This window comes from Pseudoalteromonas sp. S3431, assembly GCF_000690035.1.
Taxonomy (GTDB): domain Bacteria; phylum Pseudomonadota; class Gammaproteobacteria; order Enterobacterales; family Alteromonadaceae; genus Pseudoalteromonas; species Pseudoalteromonas fuliginea.
The window spans coordinates 1-21,845 of record NZ_JJNY01000067.1; the positions used below are offsets into that span (position 1 = coordinate 1).

At 37.9% G+C, this 21,845-nt stretch carries 25 protein-coding genes; 16 read left to right on the forward strand and 9 right to left on the reverse strand.

The features are described from left to right. From DO88_RS19155 to DO88_RS04015, 5 genes are all read left to right on the forward strand, one after another. Positions 1-210: hypothetical protein (locus tag DO88_RS19155; protein ID WP_033040444.1), on the forward strand; the 210-nt coding region annotated here is incomplete at its 5' end. Continuing rightward, entirely contained in the window at positions 173-1,147 is a 975-nt protein-coding gene (locus DO88_RS04030) for a transposase (RefSeq protein WP_033040446.1), read from the forward strand. The genes DO88_RS19155 and DO88_RS04030, both read left to right, overlap by 38 nt. A 498-nt stretch (positions 1,148-1,645) precedes the next feature. Next, positions 1,646-2,158: a DUF4365 domain-containing protein gene (locus DO88_RS04025; protein WP_024592218.1), complete on the forward strand. Its 513-nt coding sequence runs from the start codon at positions 1,646-1,648 to the stop codon at positions 2,156-2,158. Then, positions 2,155-3,285, forward strand: a complete 1,131-nt coding sequence (locus tag DO88_RS04020; protein WP_024592217.1) for a hypothetical protein — start codon at positions 2,155-2,157, stop codon at positions 3,283-3,285. Before DO88_RS04025 ends, DO88_RS04020 begins: the two co-directional genes overlap by 4 nt. 156 nt (positions 3,286-3,441) lie before the next feature. Continuing rightward, the gene (locus DO88_RS04015; RefSeq protein WP_033040448.1) at positions 3,442-3,864 is read left to right on the forward strand and encodes a retropepsin-like aspartic protease; all 423 of its coding nucleotides are present in this window, start codon (positions 3,442-3,444) and stop codon (positions 3,862-3,864) included. Positions 3,865-3,984: 120 nt separating this feature from the next. Here the strand turns inward: DO88_RS04015 and DO88_RS04010 are convergent, their stop codons facing one another. Together DO88_RS04010 and DO88_RS04005 are read right to left on the reverse strand one after the other, a co-directional pair. Beyond that, complete coding sequence (locus DO88_RS04010; protein WP_033040450.1) at positions 3,985-5,019, reverse strand: methionine synthase; 1,035 nt, start codon at positions 5,017-5,019, stop codon at positions 3,985-3,987. Positions 5,020-5,097: 78 nt separating this feature from the next. Further along, entirely contained in the window at positions 5,098-6,075 is a 978-nt protein-coding gene (locus tag DO88_RS04005) for a DUF1852 domain-containing protein (RefSeq protein ID WP_033040453.1), read from the reverse strand. A gap of 622 nt (positions 6,076-6,697) precedes the next feature. On the opposite strand from DO88_RS04005, the gene DO88_RS04000 reads away from it, so the two are divergent. The 6 genes from DO88_RS04000 to DO88_RS03980 all read left to right on the forward strand — a co-directional run bounded on the left by DO88_RS04000 (position 6,698) and on the right by DO88_RS03980 (position 12,216). Next, positions 6,698-7,447, forward strand: coding sequence for an ATP-binding protein (locus tag DO88_RS04000; RefSeq protein WP_033040455.1), 750 nt, complete (start codon positions 6,698-6,700; stop codon positions 7,445-7,447). Positions 7,448-7,583: 136 nt separating this feature from the next. Further along, positions 7,584-8,597 (forward strand): DUF5924 family protein, encoded by a 1,014-nt coding sequence (locus tag DO88_RS03995; protein ID WP_033040457.1) that lies wholly within the window; start codon positions 7,584-7,586, stop codon positions 8,595-8,597. A 72-nt stretch (positions 8,598-8,669) separates the two neighbouring features. Continuing rightward, entirely contained in the window at positions 8,670-8,906 is a 237-nt protein-coding gene (locus DO88_RS03990; RefSeq protein ID WP_033040459.1) for a hypothetical protein, read from the forward strand. Positions 8,907-9,069: 163 nt separating this feature from the next. After that, the gene (locus tag DO88_RS03985) at positions 9,070-9,729 is read left to right on the forward strand and encodes an NADPH-dependent FMN reductase (RefSeq protein WP_033040460.1); all 660 of its coding nucleotides are present in this window, start codon (positions 9,070-9,072) and stop codon (positions 9,727-9,729) included. Positions 9,730-9,750: 21 nt separating this feature from the next. After that, positions 9,751-10,071 (forward strand): hypothetical protein, encoded by a 321-nt coding sequence (locus DO88_RS0118410; protein ID WP_232224825.1) that lies wholly within the window; start codon positions 9,751-9,753, stop codon positions 10,069-10,071. Between the two features lie 327 nt (positions 10,072-10,398). Further along, positions 10,399-12,216, forward strand: coding sequence for a protein kinase domain-containing protein (locus DO88_RS03980; RefSeq protein ID WP_033040462.1), 1,818 nt, complete (start codon positions 10,399-10,401; stop codon positions 12,214-12,216). A gap of 106 nt (positions 12,217-12,322) precedes the next feature. Here the strand turns inward: DO88_RS03980 and DO88_RS03975 are convergent, their stop codons facing one another. Beyond that, a complete protein-coding gene (locus DO88_RS03975; RefSeq protein WP_033040463.1) occupies positions 12,323-12,853 on the reverse strand; it encodes a hypothetical protein in 531 nt (176 codons plus the stop codon). Positions 12,854-12,866: 13 nt separating this feature from the next. Next, the gene (locus DO88_RS03970) at positions 12,867-13,871 is read right to left on the reverse strand and encodes a YHYH protein (protein ID WP_033040467.1); all 1,005 of its coding nucleotides are present in this window, start codon (positions 13,869-13,871) and stop codon (positions 12,867-12,869) included. 206 nt (positions 13,872-14,077) lie between these two features. Between DO88_RS03970 and DO88_RS03965 the strand changes: the two genes are divergently transcribed. Next, positions 14,078-14,509, forward strand: coding sequence for a DUF3859 domain-containing protein (locus tag DO88_RS03965; RefSeq protein WP_033040470.1), 432 nt, complete (start codon positions 14,078-14,080; stop codon positions 14,507-14,509). 98 nt (positions 14,510-14,607) lie between these two features. Here the strand turns inward: DO88_RS03965 and DO88_RS03960 are convergent, their stop codons facing one another. The 3 genes from DO88_RS03960 to acuR form a co-directional block, all read right to left on the reverse strand. Next, positions 14,608-15,024 carry a VF530 family DNA-binding protein gene (locus DO88_RS03960; protein WP_033040471.1) on the reverse strand — a complete coding sequence of 139 codons (417 nt, stop codon included), beginning with the start codon at positions 15,022-15,024 and terminating at the stop codon, positions 14,608-14,610. A gap of 72 nt (positions 15,025-15,096) precedes the next feature. Then, entirely contained in the window at positions 15,097-16,089 is a 993-nt protein-coding gene (acuI, locus tag DO88_RS03955) for an acrylyl-CoA reductase (NADPH) (protein ID WP_033040473.1), read from the reverse strand. Positions 16,090-16,138: 49 nt separating this feature from the next. Continuing rightward, the gene (gene acuR / locus DO88_RS03950) at positions 16,139-16,774 is read right to left on the reverse strand and encodes an acrylate utilization transcriptional regulator AcuR (protein ID WP_033040475.1); all 636 of its coding nucleotides are present in this window, start codon (positions 16,772-16,774) and stop codon (positions 16,139-16,141) included. Positions 16,775-17,184: 410 nt separating this feature from the next. On the opposite strand from acuR, the gene rmf reads away from it, so the two are divergent. Beyond that, entirely contained in the window at positions 17,185-17,355 is a 171-nt protein-coding gene (gene rmf, locus DO88_RS03945; protein ID WP_002960897.1) for a ribosome modulation factor, read from the forward strand. Positions 17,356-17,420: 65 nt separating this feature from the next. Here the strand turns inward: rmf and fabA are convergent, their stop codons facing one another. Further along, the gene (gene fabA, locus DO88_RS03940) at positions 17,421-17,936 is read right to left on the reverse strand and encodes a bifunctional 3-hydroxydecanoyl-ACP dehydratase/trans-2-decenoyl-ACP isomerase (protein ID WP_002960896.1); all 516 of its coding nucleotides are present in this window, start codon (positions 17,934-17,936) and stop codon (positions 17,421-17,423) included. Between the two features lie 203 nt (positions 17,937-18,139). On the opposite strand from fabA, the gene DO88_RS03935 reads away from it, so the two are divergent. The 3 genes from DO88_RS03935 to DO88_RS03925 are packed head-to-tail and all read left to right on the forward strand — an operon-like array spanning position 18,140 to position 20,245. Then, positions 18,140-18,997 (forward strand): 6-carboxytetrahydropterin synthase, encoded by an 858-nt coding sequence (locus DO88_RS03935; protein ID WP_002960893.1) that lies wholly within the window; start codon positions 18,140-18,142, stop codon positions 18,995-18,997. Beyond that, positions 18,990-19,808 carry a M23 family metallopeptidase gene (locus DO88_RS03930; RefSeq protein ID WP_007377144.1) on the forward strand — a complete coding sequence of 273 codons (819 nt, stop codon included), beginning with the start codon at positions 18,990-18,992 and terminating at the stop codon, positions 19,806-19,808. Before DO88_RS03935 ends, DO88_RS03930 begins: the two co-directional genes overlap by 8 nt. A 5-nt stretch (positions 19,809-19,813) precedes the next feature. Then, positions 19,814-20,245 (forward strand): acyl-CoA thioesterase, encoded by a 432-nt coding sequence (locus DO88_RS03925; protein WP_002960891.1) that lies wholly within the window; start codon positions 19,814-19,816, stop codon positions 20,243-20,245. A gap of 273 nt (positions 20,246-20,518) precedes the next feature. Here the strand turns inward: DO88_RS03925 and DO88_RS03920 are convergent, their stop codons facing one another. Continuing rightward, positions 20,519-21,841: a Na+/H+ antiporter family protein gene (locus tag DO88_RS03920; protein ID WP_033029606.1), complete on the reverse strand. Its 1,323-nt coding sequence runs from the start codon at positions 21,839-21,841 to the stop codon at positions 20,519-20,521. Between the last annotated feature and the right edge of the window lie 4 nt (positions 21,842-21,845).

Sequence of the window (21,845 nt, forward strand, 5' to 3'; positions counted from 1 at the left end):
AGTATGCGTATTGAAACAAATGAAAGAATTAACAATGAAAGAATTAACAATGAATTAACAATGACACCCATCCTAAATTTTAAAGAATTAACAATGACACCCATCCTAAATTTTGCTCTTTTCAAAATAAAAGACTACGTTTTGATTAGTGCAAAAATAAGCAGGGTGTCTTATGGCAATCGCAAGAAAGCGTCAAGTAAGTTTGGTTGATACAAAATACTACCATTGTATTTCACGGTGTGTTCGTCGTGCATTTTTGTGTGGTGAAGACCACTTTACTGGGAAGTCTTACGAGCATCGTAGAGGCTGGGTTGAAGATAAACTACTTGAATTAGCTAAAGTATTTTGTATTGATATATGTGCTTATGCCGTAATGAGTAATCACACCCATTTAGTACTGTATGTAGATGATAAGAAAGCAAATAGGCTGAATGATAAAGCGATTGTTATTCGCTGGCATAAACTCTGTAAAGGAACCGTACTTACGCAAAAATATGCACAAGGTGAAAAGCTAAGTAAAGTTGAACTCATCTTTTTCAATCAAACGGTTAAACAATACCTCGAACGCCTAGCGAGTATCAGCTGGTTTATGCGGCTATTAAATGAAGACATTGCGCGCAGAGCAAATAAAGAAGATAACTGCACAGGGCGATTCTGGGAGGGTAGATTTAAATCGCAAGCATTACTAGATGAAGCAGCACTTGCAGCGTGTATGGCCTATGTCGATTTAAATCCCATTAGGGCTAAAATGGCTAACACACCAGAAGAGTCAGACCATACCAGTGTACAAAAGCGTTTAACATGCGCGAAAGAAGGTAAACAACCTAAACAGTTACTACGTTTTTCAGGTATGCCACGTCAGATTATGCCTAAAGGGCTGCCGTTTGAGCTTAAATCGTACCTTGAACTTGTTGAGCTAACAGGGCGAATAATACGAGAGGATAAACGCGGGTATATTGATAACATGAACCTACCTTTGTTAGAAAGGCTTAATATCTCCCCAGAGAACTGGTTAAAACTGACTACGCAATTTACGCGCGTATTTCATGGTGCAGTAGGCAGGCCCACTTCACAAGCAAGTTACTGTGAAAACTTAAAGCGGAAACGGCGATCAAATATTAGCAATTGCGAAAAGCTACTCGCATAAATTAAAACAGTTCAGTAAAAGTTAAAAATGCCATTACGGAGTTATTTTCATGCGTGTAATTTGGGTTTAAAAATGTAATGACTTATTTAATAGATGAAATGAAAGCGACCCAGTAATAAAAGGTTAATTATGAACCTGAAGAGCTAATTTTGTGGCACAGTTTTGTTTGTTCAATTAAAGTGGCTGTCTGGTTTGGTCGTTGTTCATAAAACAGAAAAGTTGCAAAACACGATGCATTAAGAAAGGGAGGCCCTTTTACCGTAAATTAAAGCTACTCAACCAGCCGCAACCCTCCACCATTTCTGTGTATTTGCGCACTGAATAAAAATAATTTTCAGTTAACTAATTGTTTACAGGTGTTTATTTGATGGTTAAGATAAATGCATTGTAATATATAGACATTTATCGGTTTATAAAACGACAAATGTCGTAGACAAAATTGTTAGCTTTTTCAGGATGCTCTAGCAATATTGTTATTTCAATATACAAAGGATATGTATGGCTGTACCAATACAATCAATTGAAGAATCATTAAGTGTTGCTCATGTAGGTGCTATTGTTTCAAAAGCAGGTGCGACATTTAATTTAGTGCCTCATGATTATGGGGTTGATGTATCAATAAGAAATATCCAGCCTTTTAATGGTAAATTAATGGATCTTGGGACTTCATTTGATTGCCAGTTAAAATCAACAATCAATTGGTCTGAAAAAGACGGCCATATTGTTTATGATGTAGAAATTGATACATATAACAAATTAATATTTAGAGAAAATAATTCTTCCATACCTTGTTTATTAGTTGTTTTATGTTTGCCTAGAGATGAATCCCAATGGTTAACCTTTACAGATAAAGGGCTACTATTACAAAAAAGTTGTTATTTTTATCATTTAAAAGGCGATCTTAATAAAAACAAAAAGCAAGCTAGAATTAAGATACCTGTAGAGAACCTTTTAACCCCTGAAGCTGTTCAACAACTTATCGTTAAAGTTAAATTAGGAGAGTTACAGTGAATTTAATTAATATTAACTCTCCAATATTGAAAACTATCAACCTTGAAAGCCTTAATTCTTTTTTATCTTTGAAGGGCTGGACAAGAAGCTCTGATGTTTATTTAGATAAAAATACTATTTACAGTAGCCCTAAAAATCCTTTAGGCGAAAGTATTGAAATTTTAGTGCCCAACTCTTCAACCTTTATTGATTATTACAATCGTTTAGCTGATGTAATTAACACTCTTTCCTTCTATTATGATCAAGATACAAGTGATGTGATTAGAAGTATATCTTCATGTTTTACTGATATATTCCAGACTCGAATAATAGATACAGGACTATTTGAAAATAGCCTACCAATCGATGAAGTTTATCGTGAAATTGGTGGGATTAGATCATTATTTTTATATGGGGCATCATCAGAAGTTACTCCTTCAAGGCATTTTGATAATCCATTATCTAGAAGTCAAAAGTTTATTGAAAACTGTCGTTTTGGGCATACTTTTAAAGGTAGTTTTGGTTTTACGGTGGAACTTCCAATCATAAAAGCTCGTGAAGAACGAGATCTATTTGAAATACCTTTTGAACGAAAGGTAAACGAAAGAATAGCTAGAGGGCTAAACCTTATATCTCAAGCTGTAAAATCTGATAATGCAGATATTTTAGTTGATGCTTACAACACAGCTTTTAATTCTAAAATGTGTGATGCACTTTTAAATATATCAAATCAAGCTTCTAAATCTGTTGAGTTATCATTTAATTGGGCAAAGGAAGTAGATTTATCTGAAGATATTCGTAACTTCAAAAGTATCATTTTAACTGAAGCTCACTATGATGTTATTTCGTATGCCTCGAGTAAATTGAAAGAAGTTCCTCCTGAAGATAAGCTTGTAATGGGGAAAATAATAAATTTACACTGTAATAACAATCCAGTGGATGAATCTATTACAAAAAGCATTATCATCAAATATATTGATGATAATAGTTCAAAGCTCGATGTTAAGGCTACTTTAAACTCACATGACTACAAACTTGCTTGTAAAGCTCATATTGAGGGCGTAGATATAACTATAAACGGTAAGCTTGAAAGAACAGGTGGACAATGGACTTTAACTGATATTAAGTCAGTAAAAGTCAAAAGCTAACAACACGCCCTGAGGTGGACGACTAGTAAAATTTAGCTATTAATTGCAAATTTTAAAAGTGGTGAGACTCTGCGTTTTAAGGCCGCTAAATACGTCGATTCATCGTAGGATGTATTCGTTTTCCAACACCTAAATAAAATCTAACAAGGAACGTATATGAATTTATCTGAAGGCAAAACTGTAATTGAGTTTGAAATATCAGAAACAGGCCACCAAATTGTTGAAGCTAAAATTAACGGTAAATTGTTACGTTTTATTTTAGATACTGGCGCTGGAACATCTGTTTTAGACAGGGGATGCCTAAGTGAGTTAGGCATTGAAGAGACGCTAAATGTTGAGAATGCAGCAGGCTTGGGCACTTCGGATCACGCTATGGGGGATATAGAAGTTCATTCAATTGAGTTTGGAAATGCCCTGTTTGAAAGTCCTGACTTTGTGTCACTTAATCTTGACCATGTTCAGGTAGCGGGTGGTGAAAAGGGAGTACATGGCTTGTTAGGCTCTCCCTTTTTTATTCAATACCAAGCAGTTATCGATTTTTCAAAAAATAGGTTAGCGCTTTTTAATAAAAAAAATTAAATAACTAACCTAAACTTTGTTCTTTAGTCGGTTTTAGCTAACGCACCATGTTTATGGATTTTACTATAGCATGGTGCGACAGTAGTTATTGTTTACAATTTGTATTTTAAAGCTACTTTTCTAGTTCTTTTTTAATAACTCTTTTCTTATAATTTCAGCCCCAGCGCTCAGGGCATTTAACTTGCCGTTAGCGATATGGTGAGGTAGTGGAGCCATGCCGCAGTTTGTACACGGGTAGAGTTTGTCGGCATCTACAAATTGCAGTGCTTTACGTAGCGTATTAGCTACTTCTTCTGGCGTTTCGATAGTATGATTTGCTACATCAATTGCGCCTACCATTACTTTTTTACCGCGAATGAGTTCTAGTAAATCCATTGGTACATGCGAGTTATGGCACTCTAGTGAGATAATATCGATATTAGATTGTTGAAGCTTAGGGAATGCTTCTTCGTACTGTCGCCATTCATTGCCGAGTGTTTTTTTCCAATCTGTATTGGCTTTAATGCCGTAGCCATAGCAAATATGCACCGCGGTTTCGCATTTAAGCCCTTCAATTGCGCGCTCTAAACAGGCAATACCCCAGTCGTTCACTTCATCAAAAAATACGTTAAACGCGGGCTCATCAAATTGAATAATATCAACGCCTGCGGCTTCTAATTCTTTTGCTTCTTGATTGAGTATTATGGCAAATTCCCATGCTAGTTTTTCGCGGCTTTTATAATGATCGTCGTAAAGCGTGTCAATCATTGTCATTGGGCCTGGCAATGCCCATTTAATAGGTTGTTTGGTTTGGTTGCGTAAAAATTTAGCGTCTTCAACAAACACAGACTTTTGACGGCTAACAGGGCCAACAACTGTAGGTACGCTTGCGTCGTATCGGTCACGAATTTTTACTGTTTTACGTTTTTCAAAGTCAACACCGTTTAGGTGCTCTATAAATGTAGTTACAAAATGCTGCCTTGTTTGCTCACCATCGCTAACAATATCAATACCTGCTTGTTGCTGGTCGAATAATGACAAGCGTAGGGCGTCGTGTTTTCCTTGGGTTAATTCATCACCTTGTAATTTCCAAGGTGACCAAAGTGTTTCTGGCTCTGCAAGCCATATAGGCTTAGGTAAACTGCCAGCGGTAGATGTAGGTAGTAATTTTTTCATAATAAATAATGCCGTATATTTTAGTTAATTATTAAACGTATCGTTAAGCGCGTTATTACTGGTTGTTGCTATTAGTTGTTATGACAGATAGCTAGTAGAGAATTGCTCAAGAACTCTTTGGTACGGCTTGATAAAATGCTCTTGCGCAAACTTGCCTTGCTCGTTTGCTAACTTGCCGCGCTCTTCTCGGTCATACACAATTTGCGTTAGTGAGTGGTCCAAGTTTTTTAAGTTTGGTTTATATGATTTACCCGCTGTTGCGTTGGCATTATAAATCTCTGGTCTGTAGATTTTTTGAAACGTTTCCATCGTACTAATGGTGCTTATAAGCTCAAGATTGCTGTAATCATTAAGTAAATCACCAAAGAAAAACAATGCTAAAGGCGCTGCACTATTTGGCGGCATAAAGTAACGTACCTGCAAGCCCATTTTTTTGAAGTATTGCTCAGTTAAAGACGATTCATTTGGTTCGTATTCAACGCCAAGTACCGGGTGTTGGTTTTCGGTGCGGTTGTAGGTTTTGTTATCTGACACACTTAGGCATATAACCGGTGGTTTTTTAAAGTTTTGTTTGTATGTATCCGAATTTACGAATGACTGAAATAGCTTGCCATGTAAAACCCCAAAGTCATCAGGAATACTAAATTGAGGCTTGCCTTTATTGTGCTCTTGTAGGAGTACGCTAAAGTCGTAGTCGCGTACATACGATGAAAAGTTGTTTCCTACAATGCCTTCAATGCGCTTATTTGTTTTATGATCAACAATATTTGTTTTTAATATTTCGATTGATGGGAAGCTTTCGCCGCCATCTTCAATACCTATTTCAACAGAGATAATTTCAAGCTCAACAGCATAACGCTCACCTTTGGTGTTATCCCAATGGGCTAGGGCATTAAAACGGTTGTTAATCATGTTTAAGGCGTTACGCAAGTTTGCTTTGCGGTATTCACCTCTGGCTAAATTAGCAAAGTTGGTTGTGATACGGGTATTAGTTGATGGATGATAATTTTCGTCGAGTGAAACGCTCTTAATATTAAATGTAAAATCTTTTTTCATCGTGTTTATATCCAATTTTATAATTTAAACCTGATTGATGCTTTGCGCTTTATTAGCCTTGCAACTTACTTAGCTGGCTTAGCTGGTTTAGGTATTCAGCGGCTTTAAGTTGTTAGTAATAGTGTTTAGCGCTAAGGGATGAGTAATTTATACGTGGATTGGTATATGAAGAAAAACGGTTTAATTTCACATAAAACATGAGTCATATTCATTAATCATTATTGTTAGATTCGATTACGTAGCAGTTGACGAAAAAAAGGCACAAATCAGTAAAAATAACGGATAGATGTTTAGCCGTTTAGACTTCTTTGGTGGTGGTGTGCACTTTATTCATGTTGAACATGAGGAATATTCAAAGGTGTTTTTTATAGCAATAACAGTACATTAGCCAAATTTCAGTATGTTAAGTCGTTGTTTTTACTAAGAGTCATCACTGGATAAGTTTTAATTAGCTATAAAAGCAGACACTTCAGCTCATCTAACCTAAATGATAAACCGACTTTTTTGTGTACGTATAGAAATGCTTGTAAATTAATAAAAGCGTTATTAGCTATATTAGTAGCAATGGCAGTGCGTTAAGTAAGTTATACTCGTTTTTCATCACCTCACCTATTGAGTATTCGTGGATATCAAAGGCACTTGTATTGCATCAACTATTGATGAGCATGGCCCTGTTTATGTATATCAAACAAAAAAGAATCTAATTCTCAGCTTTGACGGAAAAATTTATCAAAGCTGTATTAAATTAAATAATATTAACGGGTTAAGTTTAGCCTATACGCAAGCGATGATGGCTGCGCTTTTTTTTATACCCAATTTAAAAACCGCGATGATAATGGGACTTGGGGCGGGCTCTATAGCAAAAAGTCTTTATCATGCATTTCCTGCACTGACCATACATACAGTTGAATACCGCAAAGCCGTTGCTGATATGGCTATAAAATATTTTGAAGTTCCTGTGTCAGAACGTTTGTTTATTCACATTGATGATGCGGCAAACTACATGAAAAAAACGCAGATAAAAACGGATGTTATTTTTTCTGATTTATATAGCTCAGATGGGATGGAGTCAGATCAGGTGCAATCATCCTACTTACGCGATTGTAAAAATGCGCTTACTTTTGATGGTGTTTTAGTACTTAATATTTGCCATACCAAAGTTGGGCAGAGGGAAGCGTTCGATCAACTTCTTGAGAAAGAATTTGCAGGAAAGATTCTTAGTTTTATTATTGAAGGCGGTAATAAAATTGTGTTCGCTTTTAACAATAAAATCCCTGCACTTAGTGAGGATGAATTACTTGCTAAAGCGCATGCATTACAAAAATTAATAAACGTACCAATGACGCGCTATGCTGGGCTTTTATTTAATTAAAAATGGTTAGTTTGATGTACTGTTAAATGGCGCGTTTAAATCCATCCGTCTATCTGTTGTTCATTTAAACTTGGTTAAACTAATCATACTCTGAATAAAAATAATAAAGTACATACCCGTACGGAAAAACTCATACATGGACTACTGTAAAAATATAATCGCTAAATTTATAAGCGCGATGCAAAAGCGGCCTGGATTATTGGCTGTGTTGGCTTTTTTGTCGGGCGTTGCTAGCTTTGCACTTGTAGATAGAAAAGAGTCTTTTTCGCAAGTTATTGCGATATTTTTACTTATTAGTTGGTTGTGGCTAATTATTGATAATTGGCTACGAGACAAAGTAGAAGAAAAATTTGGTGTGGCTGTATCTCCTAATGTAATGCGTTTTGCTCTACAAATGGTGCAGCAAGAAAGTCTATTTTTTGCTTTGCCGTTTTTTTTAGCGGTTACGCAGTGGGACCATCCTCAAGCGTTTTTTACCTCCCTCATTGTGTTATGTGCGGTTATATCGGTTATAGACCCCTTTTATTACAAAAAACTTGCTAGAAACCGTACGCTATTTAGTGTTTTTCATAACTTTGCTTTATTTGTTGTTTTACTTGTTACGTTACCTATTTTGTTAAACCTTACAACAAGCGAAAGCTTAGCTGCAGCCCTTGTAACGGCTGTAGTGGTTACTCTTCCGAGTTTAAACAATTTAATGCCTAATGCGCGCTGGTGGCGCTTTCCTATTCTTGTATTGATTTTATGTGCTTTGAGCACTGCTGTGTGGCAATTAAGGAGCTATGTGCCTCCTGCTGCGCTGCGATTAACCGATATTACGTTAGCTCATGAAGTTGATTTACAGCATAAAAAGCCAGTAGGGAGTATTAAACAGTTAGACTCTTATACACTGCATCATCAAGGTTTATATAGTTGGACCGCTGTTAAAGCACCAAGAGGTTTAAATGAAAAAATATTTCATGTGTGGCTTCATAATAAAAAGGAAGTTGATCGGATCACGTTAAAGATAAACGGCGGGAGAGAGCTAGGGTACAGAGCATGGACCCACAAGGTAAATTTTCCTAGCGACTCTGTTGGTAAGTGGCAGGTAAAAGTAGTCACCGAATCAGGCCAGTTAATAGGTTTAACGAAATTTACTGTTACACCTTAATTAACTAAGCCGGCTGTATTTTAAACACATAGCTGATATAGTTTTTGTATTCCAAACTAATGGACATAGTTAATGAGTATTGCATTTGAGATTTTTATTTGGCTAATAGTTGATACTGGCTTGAGCTTTTTATTTTACTCGACCGGTTGGCTGTTATTAAAAGTGGTTACGTTTGGGCTGTATAAAAGCGAGTTTAAAGATTTTGCATTTTATAAAGCGAGTAAAGCTAGAAGAGTCGACTTAACCTTCCTACTCGGTTTTGGTTTTTATGTTGCACTCATTGCCGTTATGGCTTACTTGACTCACTAGCTAGTTTTAATCCACAAAGATCAACAGACCAATGGTTACTAAAGCTCAGTTTTAAATTTAATTATTATTATGCTTTGAATCAATAAACAATGCGTATGTGTAATACACAATAACTAAAAAATGTTAGTGTTTAGCTATCGTTTAAAAAAGTTGAGAATTACATATGAAGTTTTTAGTATTTTTAGGCACAGTACGCGATAGCACTCCACCAAAACCAGCTCGCTTAGGCTTAAGGGTTTCTAGGGCTTGTATAGAATGCTTAACAGAGCATTTTGGCAGTCATGAGTTTGAGCTAATTGATGCGTTGGACTTTCCTAGCGAAAACGTATTTAAACCACACTTTGCATACGCTAAAAGTAATGCACCTACCGAGCTCACTCTATTAGCTGATAAAATTAAAGCCGCAGATGGATATATAATGATTAGCCCTGAGTACAATCACAGCATGAGTCCAGCCCTCGCTGACTTACTTAATCATTTTGGTAGCTCACTATTTTCGTATAAACCAAGTGCAATAGTAACTTACTCAGCAGGACAGTGGGGTGGCGTAAGAGCGGCCATTAGCATGCGTACTTTTTTATCTGAACTTGGCTGTTTGCCGGTATCGGCGATGATCCACGTGCCAAAAGCGCAAGATGTGTTTAGTGAAGATGGCAAACCTGTTACAGGAGAGAGTCAATCATCGTGGTTTAATTATTTCTCACGCACGTTTGGCCAACTAATATGGTGGGCGCAGGCTGCTAAAGAGCATACCGAGGTGGTTGACCCGCAAAGTTTGCTAAAGAGCTTTAAAACAGATCCTTCTCAGCGCAATGCACCTTAATACCCGCTAACTAATTGTGTCTTGAAATTTCTAGCCTTACTAAGTGTGCTAACGCTTAGTGCATGTAGTTCTGTTCCCCATAAAATTGAAATGAGCCAAAGTACAGCTGCAAATATGAACCTTATCGCTTTAACTGAGCAAAGTGCACCAAAGGGTGTTGCTGGTACTTACCAGTTTCATATTAAAGCGGCGGGTGCTCAGGGGAGTTGGTTGTATTTAAATACAGAAACTGATTATCGCGACAGGCGTTCTATTACGGTATCAATACAGCCTAATGTGGTAGCAGAGCTTCAAAGTAAATACGGACAACCAGCAGACACCTTTTTATTGATAAAACAATAGAAGTAACAGGCGAAGCTAAACGAGTAACTATCGATTTTATGAGCCGTGGTAGAGCCACTAATAAATATTATTATCAAACGCACATCACTGTGTCATCAATTAAGCAGCTTAGTGTTATTGAAAGTTAGCAAAAAGCAATGCACTGTATTTATATACAGTGCATTGTGAAAAGCTTACTTTGAGCTTTAACGTTTACACTTAAATTTACTGCTATGGCGCTACTTTAGCGCTGTTTTATTCCACGATTTCAAAACTCTTATTTAACCTATTGTAATTTCATTACATAAAACTAATAATTGGTTAGTTTTATAAATTTGAGTACCTGTATTGAAAGCCAAAGAAATCCGCAATTTTTATATCAACGAAGAGCAATCTGTTTATTTGCTTTCGCACCGCGATGCTAAAAAACACCGCCAGTGGCTTAATATTTGTATTAAGCAGCTAACACTGCTGGGCTACAAAAACGTTGAAATGATTGGCTCGGGTGCTTTTGGTTTTGTGTTTGCAGGTGATGACGATAACGGTTTACCTTGGGTATTTAAGTTTTCGCGTATTACACTTGCCCAAAGTGTACGCGACCGCCTAGAAGACGAAGCGTATATGCTTTCGCAAATTAATAACCCCTTAGTGCCTACCTTTTATGCATTTGAGCGAATTAAAAAACAAGGGATTTTAATGATGGCGCGCGCCATTGGAGAGGACCTTGAAAAAGTATCGCTTAAAACAGGGCGCTTTAGTGCCGCGCAAATAATGGCGCTAGCTGTTAGGTTACGTAATGTGTTAATTGATTTACGTAGCCACAAAAATGGCGTTAGCCCACAACCTATAGTGCATGGCGATATAAAACCTTCAAACCTTGTTTGGGATGCAAACACTGATGCGCTGTCGTTAGTGGATTGGGGCAGCTCTGTGTATGCACAACTCGATAGTGATGGTAACCCTGTTGCCAGTAACTTTATGGATTTAATGTCGGGTGATTTAAGCACAACGAATGCTCGTATGGGCGATGTGTACTTTATTGGTGAAGCGCAAATGTCGGGAGAGCAATCATCCCCACGATTTGACGAACAAGGTGTAGCCGCTACGTTGTATGCGCTAGCGTCGGCGCAGTCGTGTCGCTTTGGTGCACAAGTCATCCCTGCAAGCAGCTTAGGGCTCCCAAAAGAGCTGGCTAAGGTGATTGATGGCATGCTGTCAAAAAGTAAGGCCATACGTGATGGTGCTGGTGATTACTTTATGCGCAACATTACAACTATGGCCAAAATGTATTTACCTGAGCTTGATAAAAAACAAAGAAAAGCAGATATCCCTTTTTGGTATGGCAACGACGAGCAGCCCGACACGGTGGTTTATAGTTCACGAAAACAGTTTTTACGCCAAGCCGATCATAACCAGCAATTACTAGATATAAACGACGCGCAACTTGACCGCTATTATAAAGAGTTTTTGTTTGATACAGGCGATACCGAAAAAGCATTTTTGGCATCAATAAGCCGATTAGCTAAGTACCCTGTAGTAGGTGGGCTTAGTTTTCATTGGAAGGATGAGTCAATGTTTGTTGAATCATCTTTAATTATGCATGACGAATCATTGGGTGATGCCTTTAGTGATGCGATTAATAACACAGTGATGCTTGCGCAAGCGATTAATCAAAAAGGGTTATTTAAGTGTTGTTTGTTTGATGCCCGTAAAACCATTCAGTTAGAGAGAGATGGCACCGGTGCATTTAAGTTTGATAGCCTACCAGAGCTTGAATACGAAGTTGTAAGCATGAAAGCAAACGACATAACCCGCCCGCATTCATACTTTGAAGACGGTAAAGATCCTGATGAGCAACTACAGCTACCTAAAAAAGTTATTAAGTGCGTATTTGAGCTTAACCAAATTCATCATACGGGGTGTATTATTTTTGAAGCACTGCCCGACAGAATGAAGATTCATCATTACTACCGTTTACTCGATTCGAGCAAAGAGGTTGAGTTTAAACGTTTGCTTAATAAACTTATGCAATACGCGGTAAACATTATGGACGTTGGTGTTGCGGGCTTTATGAAGTTGCCATATAAAAACACCCGTGAGTTTAGTTTATGTGAGCAGCAACAAGAGAATTATTTTCCTAAAAATCCCAAGCTTGTATCTTTATAGAAAGAACCCTTCACTAAAGAGTATTAAATAAGAAGACAAAGATAAAAAAGAGCACAAATTGGTTTAACTTGTACTCTTTGCCACTTAATTATTTAGGTAAGTATTACTAATTATTAAACACCTTACTAAAGGGCGACGTTGGTGATAGCTCAAATTGATGAGTTAGCTTTTGCGTTTTATTAGTCGCTGTAATTTGATAATGCTGCTTGTGCTCATTGTTACTAAATAGCTTAACGTTAAAGTTAACTTTGGTTAGTTTACTTGGCAAAGAGTAGCGCCCAGTAATGGTTACTTGGTCTATATTGTCGCTTTTATGTTTATGCGACGCTTCTGGGTTTAGCAAAAGTCCTTCAATAGTAAATTTATACTGATGATCCGCTAAATAAACGTTCTTTTTAACCCGTTTAGTTATTAGCTTTTTATGAGCGTTAAACTCAATTATTGACACTTTGCCATCCTTGTTTTCATCAACCCATTTAAAAGCCGACATAGGGATTGAAAGCACAATAAACACGTTATTATCAACAAAATTCAGCGTACCGTGCTCTGCAACCATTAAATGCGCGTTTGCTAATGTTGATGTACTCAATAAGCCCAATGTGGACACACTTAACAGATAATTTTTCATATAAGGCATAACTTACTCCTAATTAAACTTCGCCTTTAACGCAGCGTTGAAAAAACGGATAAGTGTCTGTTGCGTAGTAGTGGTATATCCCTTGAGGAAACTCAGGTGTTACGCCAACGCGGCCATTACATTCATCTAAATCACCAGAGCCTGCTACGTATTCCCAATCTTGTGCAAATGTACCTAATGGGTATATATCGGTAGAAGGGCGGTTTGCGCTTACAGATGTTATGTGTTGGTAGCTACCGGTCATTACGGTTAGCGCTGAAGTTGCATCATTTGAGTCTGCATAGCCGTAACGTGCATAAATAGGAAAGCCGTCTGCTGCCCAGCCTATTAGAGTCATAGTGGAGCTATTACCACCTCGCAGTATTACAAAGCCTTCAGGCATACCATGATAATGATATGTGCCATCGGGTTGTACGTGTGCATTGTTGTCGTCTGTTCCAAAACTAAACGTGTCTTGGCTTAAGGCTTCTATATTCCAATTACCGCTGTTGTCGCCTAAATCGCAATCGGTGCCTGAATCATCGCAACTTCCGCCTGTGCCGGCGTCTATTTTAATGCCGTTAAGTACAACGCCTATCATTCCGCGAGGGCCACCAAGCATGGTTGCTTGTGTTGTTTCTACAGGCTCAAGTGAGTAGCTTTCATTTACTGATTGTTCAGAAATAGTATTTGGGTTATCGGCATTAGGGAATGTACCTACTTCGTGATCAGGTATGCCATTAGCGACTAAGTCGCGTGTAGTTCCTGTGCATGACCAATCTACAGCGCTGGTGGCCTGTACTGATACTGACTCGTTATATTCACTGTAGCTATATTCACAAAGCACGCCTTGGGTTGAGCTACTCGTACCTGTACCGTTATCTGTGATACTTTGAGATGAATCTGTAGTTGTTGAGGTATCAACTATGCCCTCTCCACCTCCACAAGCAACTAACGATGAAACAACTAAAGCCAAGGTGCTTAGCTTTATAGCATTTACCCGATTTGTGTTTTTAATATTAACTGCGTGTAGTTTCATTGCTGTTTACCTGATCAATTAAGTTACTCAAACAATAATCAGCAATTGTGCAAATAGTGTGTAAACAATGATGACAAATTAGCAATGATGTAAATAGGCGAAGTATTAAAGCTAAGTTGAGATTTAACTTTATTGAATTGTGTTTTATTTTAAAATTTCAAAAAGTTAAACTAATGCAAAAATAGCTAATATAAAAGGTTACCTTAATGGCTAAAACAAAACCTGTAGTGACGTTACAAAGTCACGGTATTTACTCTAAGTGGGATAGCGAAAGTAAAGCATTGCCACAAATAGAGCAATTTACAACAAATGTAATAGCTGAGGTAGATGTTGAGTTTGGCTTAATCGTAAATATTAAAAAGGGTAAAGGCGAAAAGCTTCACTATTGTATATATCATCCAGATATTCCAGACAGTCACGGTGATGTAATGGACCCCTTTGAAGGCGATGTATACGTTAAAAACAGTGATTGGAACTTTTATTTAGGCGACACGCTTTGGTTGCCAATAGAGAATAAATTGGGTGATTGGCGTATGACGATTGAGCTAAATGGGAAAGTTATTGCTGATAAAACTTTTAAGGTGGCATTAGAGGCAGAGCGTACTGAAACAGATTTTTGGAAAAACCGAGGGTATTGATTTCTATTTGTTAGCTATATGGTGTGGATGTAATAAAAATTAATAAAAGAGAGTTGTAGAGCCATTTAAAATAGCTCTACAAAATTAAATTAGCGTGTTTAGTTACCCCAAGGGTTACTAGAATTAGAGCGTTGTTTACGATCACGAGCACGTTGCTTTGATGCTTTTTTTTCCATAATACGTTTTGCATCACTAAAACTTAACTCACATGGCTCACCAGGTTTATGATCAGGTGGGATCACGCGATCACGTGGCGGTAATTCGTATTGCACATCATCAGGTCTAGGTAAGTTTTTTAGGCGATAAAGGTAAAAGTTATCTACTTTTTCTTGTGCCCATTGTGTTTTACGTAAAAATTTAACAGCTGACTTTATATCAGGATTGTTTTTAAAGCAGTTAAGTTGTAAATAAGCGTGTAGGAGCTCCCACCCGTATTGTTCAACCAGCTCTTCAACCACTTGTTCTAATTTAACGCCTTGCAGTGGGTTATTACTGAAAAGTTCTTGGTTGCTCATAGGTGTTGCCTCGTTATTAAAATACAAATTGCATTATAAATTTAATAACGAGGCTTTAACAGAGTAAATAGCTTAACTTTGACAATTAACTACAACACGACCGCGAATTTTGCCTTGCATAAGTAGCTCTGCGTTATCAATGGCGTGTTCTAGTGAAATTTCAGTCGAAATTTTATCTAGGTAATCAGCGCTAACTAATTTTGCTAAACGATCCCACGCTTCAATTCTGTCGGCTTTAGGGCGCATTACGCTATCAATGCCTATTAGTGATACACCACGTAATATAAATGGGGCAACTGAGGCAGGTAAATCCATGCCTTGGGCAAGTCCGCAGGCGGTTACTACACCCCCATACTTTAGTGATGCACAAATATTGGCAAGTGTATGGCTACCTACTGAATCTATTGCCGCTGCAAAACGCTCTTTTTGTAAAGGCTTACCCGGATTTGAAAGCTCGTTTCTTTCAATTACCTGTTTAGCACCTAACTCTTTTAAATATTTACTTTGATCTAATCGACCCGTAGCTGCTGTTACGTTGTAGCCAAGCTGGTTTAATAAATAAATAGCAAAGCTGCCTACGCCACCATTGCCACCTGTTACCAGTATTTCGCCAGATTCAGGGGTTATACCTTGTTTTTCAAGAGCTATAACACTTAGCATAGCTGTATAACCGGCTGTACCTATTTGCATTGCTTGTTTTGGTGAAATACCTGTAGGCAAGGGGATTAACCAATCGCTATTAAGTGCTGCTTTTTGAGCAAGCCCGCCCCAATGTTTTTCGCCTACACCAAAGCCATTTAATATTACGTTATCGCCATTTTTAAATTCATCGCTGGTGGAATTTGTAACCGTACCCACTAAATCGATACCTGGCACCATAGGAAAACTGCGTACAACAGGGCCTTTACCCGTAATTGCTAAACCATCTTTATAGTTAAGTGTGCTGTATAGCACGTCAATAGACACGTTTTCATTTGGTAAATCACTATTTTCGATAGTCGATAATGAGGCGCTGTAGTTATTATCTTCTTTATTAATAACAATGGCTTTAATTGGGGTACTCATAGGATATCCTTTTAGACCGATCGTCTTTTAATTGGTAAATAAAAACGCATTAGGTTAGTAATGCGCGTAAAAACATTTCTGTATACAAAGTAAGTGGGGTATTTGATTTTGTGAGCTTGGCGCGCATAACAGCGCCTTCCCAACCAATCCAAAAGTACTCACTCATCAATTTTGTATTTACATGGCTTGCAATTGTGCCTTGTTGTTTAGCTTGGTTTAAGCAAACCTCTACCTGGTTTTGCCAAGCAGTGTAGCTTTGCATTAACCTGATTTTAAACTCATCACTTAAATGGTTAAGCTCTTGATTTAAGTTACCCACTAAACACCCACGTTTGTAATCGTATTTTTTCATCCCTTTAATTGCGCTTTGGGTAAAATTAACGATGCGCTCAAGTGGAGGAACATCTTCTTGTTGCAGGTAATGGGTAAGCTTGGCAATAAAATAACTGTCGTATGCATCAACTAGGGCAATGCCGTAGGCTTCTTTACTTTTAAAGTAATGATAAAAGGAGCCTTTAGGTACAGCCGCTTTTTTTAAAATAGTATCGAGCCCCGTGGCGCTAAAGCCAAATTCAGTTAATGTTTCGAGGCCCGTGCGAATAAGTAACGCTTTGGTATCGGCGTTCTCTCTGGCTATTTTAGGTGGGCGACCACGGCGTATTGGTGTTGATGTATTTTTGTTCATGCACACATATTAGACCGGTCTACTTTAAATAATCAAGTATAAATTCAAATTGTTTAAAAATACTTCAAGTTAGGGGCGGGCTACTAATTTAAGATTAATGAAATAAAAGTGTCACGATTACATTTTTGTTTGGAACTTAGTCTATATTAGTCGGTCACAATTAAAGCACATAAGTGCTTTTTAGCGATTATTGAGTCGCATTTTATTTAGCATAAAACCGGTCAAATTGAATGTTGTATGACCACTTACTTTTTTAAATGTTAATTCATTTTTGCATCAGCAGCTTAGTTAAAGTCAAACAATTTAATTGCTTTTATGATTTGAATTTTACATTTTTATTAACTATTCATTAAATGTAGATTTCACTAATGCTACACAATATATAAATAAAAAAGGTGAGGATATTACCGATGAAGAGACAGAAAAGAGATCGTTTAGAAAGAGCTCATTCTCAAGGTTTTAAAGCAGGTTTAGCAGGTCGCTCAAAAGAGCTATGCCCTTATCAACAAGTAGATCCCAAATCAGAGTGGTTAGGAGGTTGGCGTGAAGCGATTGAAAACCGCAACATGTACAAAACCTAAAATCAATAATCGAATTTAAGCAAAAAGGCCTCCACGTTGGAGGCCTTTTTGTACGCATTTAAAAATTAAAACGCGCTAGTGTCTTGGAACAAGCCCACTTTTAAATCTTTTGCTTCGTAAATTACTCGGCCATCTACTTCTACAGTGCCATCTGCAACGCCCATGAACAATTTACGTTTAATTACGCGTTTCATTACAAGGCGGTAAGTTACTTTTTTATTAGTTGGTAAAATTTGGCCAGTAAATTTAACTTCACCCACACCTAGCGCACGGCCAAGACCAGGGCCACCAGACCAACCTAAGTAAAAACCAACTAGTTGCCACATAGCATCTAAGCCTAAACAACCAGGCATTACTGGGTCGCCTTTAAAATGACAATCGAAAAACCAAAGGCTAGGGTCAATATCAAGCTCAGCAACAATTTCGCCTTTCCCATGAATACCGCCATCAGCAGTAATAGAGGTAATGCGATCCATCATTAACATGTTGTCACTTGGCAAACGGCAGTTGCCTTCACCAAACATTTCACCTTGACCACACAGGATCAACTCTTCTTTTGTATAGCTATTTTTAGGTTCCATAACACTTATCTTCGCTTAGAAATTGCCAAGTACTTTAGCGTACACTTGTACGCTAAACAACTCGGAGCAGTTAAAAAATCAAAATATTGCATATTAAATCATCAATCAATCAACGCGATTGGTTTTTGCACTATAAAACCGCGCAATTACAATCAGAAATCATTATAATTAACGCTGTCTTATAACCAGTCTAAAGGAAGTTTATGATCCTTTTTGTTAACTCACTAACTGTGATTGATTTTTCTTACTTATGTAACAAACGCGGCGCCGTTGGCGAGAGCTGGATTGTTGATTTAACTTTGCACGGTAAACTTAACGAAGAGTCTATGGTTTTAGACTTTGGTTTAGTTAAAAAGCAAATTAAAGGCATTATAGATGAGTGTATTGATCACCGTTTAGCAATTCCTACAGGGCTTAATGGCACTGTATCTGAATTTGACGAGCATAAAACACTCGACTGTACATTTGGTGAAAATAATCACTTAGCTATGAGCGCTCCTCATCAAGCTTATTGCATGATTAACGCAGACGAAGTAACTGTTGAATCGGTTACCGAATTTTTAATTGCGACTATTTTACCGAAGCTACCAGATAACATTGAAAAAATTGAGCTGTCTCTTAAGCCTGAACATAGCCAAAGTTTTTACTATCATTACAGCCATGGCCTTAAAAAGCATGACGGTAATTGCCAGCGTATTATTCATGGGCATCGTTCTCAAATTGGTATTAGCCTAGATGGTATCTCTATGCCGCGCTTGCAAAAAGAATGGTCTCAAAAGTGGGAAGATATTTACTTAGCCACCAGTGAAGATCAAATTAACGCAGCTGATTTAAAACACATACCAGCCAAAGCTGGTGATGTATGTTTTGCTTATACATCGGCACAAGGCTATTTTGAAATGGCTATTAGCGAGTCTCGTTGCGACATTTTGCCAGTAGATACTACTGTAGAATGTATTGCTGAACATGTAGCTGGCCAAATTAAAGCCCAATACCCAGAAAAAGCAGTGAAAGTGACCGCTTATGAAGGTGTTGGAAAAGGATCGATTAGTTATGTTTAAAACACTTTTAGCAACAGCGCTTGTTGCCTCTGCTAGCTTTAGTGCTATGGCGCTTGAGTTAAAAGGACATTTAACACAAGGCGGTTTAGTTACTGGAAAGCTAGAAAACGCTAAATCAGTAAGCTTAGATGGCAAAAGCTTAAAACTTTCACCAAAGGGTGATTTTGTATTTGGTTTTGGGCGTGACGCTGAAACTACTCATACTTTAAAATGGGTAGATAACAATGGTAAATCGCATTCACAATCAATAGCTATCACTAAGCGCGAATATAAAATTGATAAAATTACCGGCGTAGCTAAAAAGTATGTATCTCCACCAAAAGAGGTTAGTGCGCGTATAAGCCGCGAAGCAGTTGCTGTGCGAAAAGCGAGAGAAGTAGAGTCTGATTTATTGTACTTTTTAGACCCTGTTTTAAAGCCTGCAGAAGGGCGCATATCGGGTGTTTACGGCAGTCAGCGCTATTTTAATGGCGAGCCACGTCGTCCGCACTTTGGCTTAGACATTGCCAATAAAACAGGCTCTCCTGTTTACGCGCCTATTAGTGGTGCCGTGGTATTTGCTGAACCTGATTTATACTACTCAGGCGGTACATTAATTATTGATCATGGCCATGGTATTACCTCAACTTACATTCACTTAAGTAAGCTTGATGTAAAAGTGGGTGATAAAATTGAGCAAGGTAACAAAGTGGCTGAAATTGGTGCAACAGGGCGTGTAACGGGTCCTCACCTAGATTGGCGTTTTAACTGGAAAGGCGAACGCCTTGATCCAGCATTACTAATGCAAGATACATTAGCAAACAAAAAGTAGAGATTATGACTGACGTAAATCGCGATGCAATAATTGCTCAGCGTATTGAAGACTCAACCACATCGGTAACTAAAACCGTGTTTCCAGGGCGTACTAATCATCACAATACTTTATTTGGTGGTGATGCACTGGCGTGGATGGATGAAGTGGCATTTATAGCAGCGACTCGTTTTTGCCGTAAGCCTTTGGTAACTATATCTTCTGATAGAGTCGACTTTAAAGAGGCCATACCAGCAGGTACTTTTGCAGAGTTAATAGCTAAAGTAGTGCATGTAGGTAACACCAGCTTAAAAGTTGATGTAGATATATTATTAGAAACTATGCACAAAGACGATAAGCATTCAGCCATTAGTGGCAGCTTTACGTTTGTTGCAGTTGATGATAACCACAGACCGACTCCGGTAGTATGCGACAAAATGATTTATGGTTTTGATTAACTTAAAGCTTTGAATATACGCTAAAGTAAATTTATATAAGCACCTTAATTGGTGCTTATATAAAACCAGTAAAAGAACACATCATACTAAATATTCATTAAGTATAACCTCAACAACAGAGCTAGTATTAACTAAGAGAAAGTAATCAAACTGGGGGGAATTGATAGGGGTGTGAGTTGCTGGATTTGGATACTAAAAAGGTATGCTTTTAATATACCTTTTTAGTTATATTTAGCTTTTAATCACATTTATTAACACTTATATAAATACATCTTAAAGCACCATTGCTGCAATCCAGCCAAATATTAGCAGCGGAATGTTAAAGTGAATAAACGTTGGAATAACAGAGTCTCTAATATGGTCGTGCTGGCCATCGGCATTTAAACCCGATGTTGGGCCAAGCGTTGAATCTGAAGCAGGGGAGCCTGCATCACCTAAAGCGCCCGCAGTACCAACAAGTGCAGCGGTAGCCATAACAGAAAAGCCAAGGTCTAAACATAAAGGAACAAACAAAGTTGCAATAATAGGCACTGTTGAAAACGAACTGCCAATTCCCATTGTAATTAATAACCCGACTAACAAAATAACACCGGCAGCAAGGGGTTTATTACCATCAAAAAGGGCGGCTGCGCTGTGTACTAAGCTTGCTACATCGCCAGTGGCTTGCATAACCGATGCAAAACCTTGTGCCGATATCATAATAAAGCCAATCATGGCCATCATCGCAACGCCTTTACTAAATACGTCGCCGTTTTCTTCCCACTTAACTACACCGAAAACACTAAATATCATTACACCTACTAAGCCACCTAAAATCATTGAGCCACTTAGGTTTTGTGCAACAAGGGAGGCAAGTACTGCAAAAAGCCCGACAATCATTACTTTTCTAGGGTTTTCTACTTCAGCTGATTTACTCACAGTTGTTAATGGGAGCTCGGTGTATTCACGACGTTTTCTGTAGGTAATAAATACCGCAATAAGTAATCCAACAAACATACCTAATGCAGGAATTATCATCGCCATAGGAACTTGTGTATTTACAATCTCTAAGCCGTTATCGACCAGGTTTTTGTGCAAAATAGAGTATAAATAAATACCGCCAAAACCATAAGGTAGCACCATGTAAGACGTTGCTAACCCAAATGTTAAAATACACGCTATAGCACGCCTGTCTAATCTTAACTGATTAAAAACAACGAGTAACGGCGGGATTAAAATAGGAATAAACGCTATGTGTACGGGTACTAAGTTTTGCGAAGAAATCGCACAACCTAAAATAATTAATAAAATGAAGTAACTTAAAAACGTTTCATTCCCGCTGCCTTTAGTATTTACTTTAGCAAGTAACTTATCAGCGAGAATGCGTGTTAAACCCGACTTAGAAATCGCAACGGCAAACGCGCCGAGCATGGCATAACTTAGTGCAATTTCAGCTCCGGCAGAAAGGCCAGAGTTAAATGCATCAACACTTTCTTTTATACCCAAGCCTGCAGTAAGACCTGCAACTAACGCGCTTATTATCATGGCAACAATGACGTTAACGCGAGCCAGAGATAGCCCGAGCATTAAAATAACGCCTATAACAACAGCATTCATAGTA

Coding starts and splice junctions, on each gene's coding strand:
- DO88_RS04030 (WP_033040446.1), top strand. CDS start 173: ATGGCAATCGCAAGAAAGCGTCAAGTAAGTTTGGTTGATACAAAATAC.
- DO88_RS04025 (WP_024592218.1), top strand. CDS start 1,646: ATGGCTGTACCAATACAATCAATTGAAGAATCATTAAGTGTTGCTCAT.
- DO88_RS04015 (WP_033040448.1), top strand. CDS start 3,442: ATGAATTTATCTGAAGGCAAAACTGTAATTGAGTTTGAAATATCAGAA.
- DO88_RS04010 (WP_033040450.1), bottom strand. CDS start 5,019: ATGAAAAAATTACTACCTACATCTACCGCTGGCAGTTTACCTAAGCCT.
- DO88_RS04005 (WP_033040453.1), bottom strand. CDS start 6,075: ATGAAAAAAGATTTTACATTTAATATTAAGAGCGTTTCACTCGACGAA.
- DO88_RS03995 (WP_033040457.1), top strand. CDS start 7,584: ATGGACTACTGTAAAAATATAATCGCTAAATTTATAAGCGCGATGCAA.
- DO88_RS03990 (WP_033040459.1), top strand. CDS start 8,670: ATGAGTATTGCATTTGAGATTTTTATTTGGCTAATAGTTGATACTGGC.
- DO88_RS03985 (WP_033040460.1), top strand. CDS start 9,070: ATGAAGTTTTTAGTATTTTTAGGCACAGTACGCGATAGCACTCCACCA.
- DO88_RS03975 (WP_033040463.1), bottom strand. CDS start 12,853: ATGCCTTATATGAAAAATTATCTGTTAAGTGTGTCCACATTGGGCTTA.
- DO88_RS03970 (WP_033040467.1), bottom strand. CDS start 13,871: ATGAAACTACACGCAGTTAATATTAAAAACACAAATCGGGTAAATGCT.
- DO88_RS03965 (WP_033040470.1), top strand. CDS start 14,078: ATGGCTAAAACAAAACCTGTAGTGACGTTACAAAGTCACGGTATTTAC.
- DO88_RS03960 (WP_033040471.1), bottom strand. CDS start 15,024: ATGAGCAACCAAGAACTTTTCAGTAATAACCCACTGCAAGGCGTTAAA.
- acuI (WP_033040473.1), bottom strand. CDS start 16,089: ATGAGTACCCCAATTAAAGCCATTGTTATTAATAAAGAAGATAATAAC.
- acuR (WP_033040475.1), bottom strand. CDS start 16,774: ATGAACAAAAATACATCAACACCAATACGCCGTGGTCGCCCACCTAAA.
- rmf (WP_002960897.1), top strand. CDS start 17,185: ATGAAGAGACAGAAAAGAGATCGTTTAGAAAGAGCTCATTCTCAAGGT.
- fabA (WP_002960896.1), bottom strand. CDS start 17,936: ATGGAACCTAAAAATAGCTATACAAAAGAAGAGTTGATCCTGTGTGGT.
- DO88_RS03935 (WP_002960893.1), top strand. CDS start 18,140: ATGATCCTTTTTGTTAACTCACTAACTGTGATTGATTTTTCTTACTTA.
- DO88_RS03930 (WP_007377144.1), top strand. CDS start 18,990: ATGTTTAAAACACTTTTAGCAACAGCGCTTGTTGCCTCTGCTAGCTTT.
- DO88_RS03925 (WP_002960891.1), top strand. CDS start 19,814: ATGACTGACGTAAATCGCGATGCAATAATTGCTCAGCGTATTGAAGAC.
- DO88_RS03920 (WP_033029606.1), bottom strand. CDS start 21,841: ATGAATGCTGTTGTTATAGGCGTTATTTTAATGCTCGGGCTATCTCTG.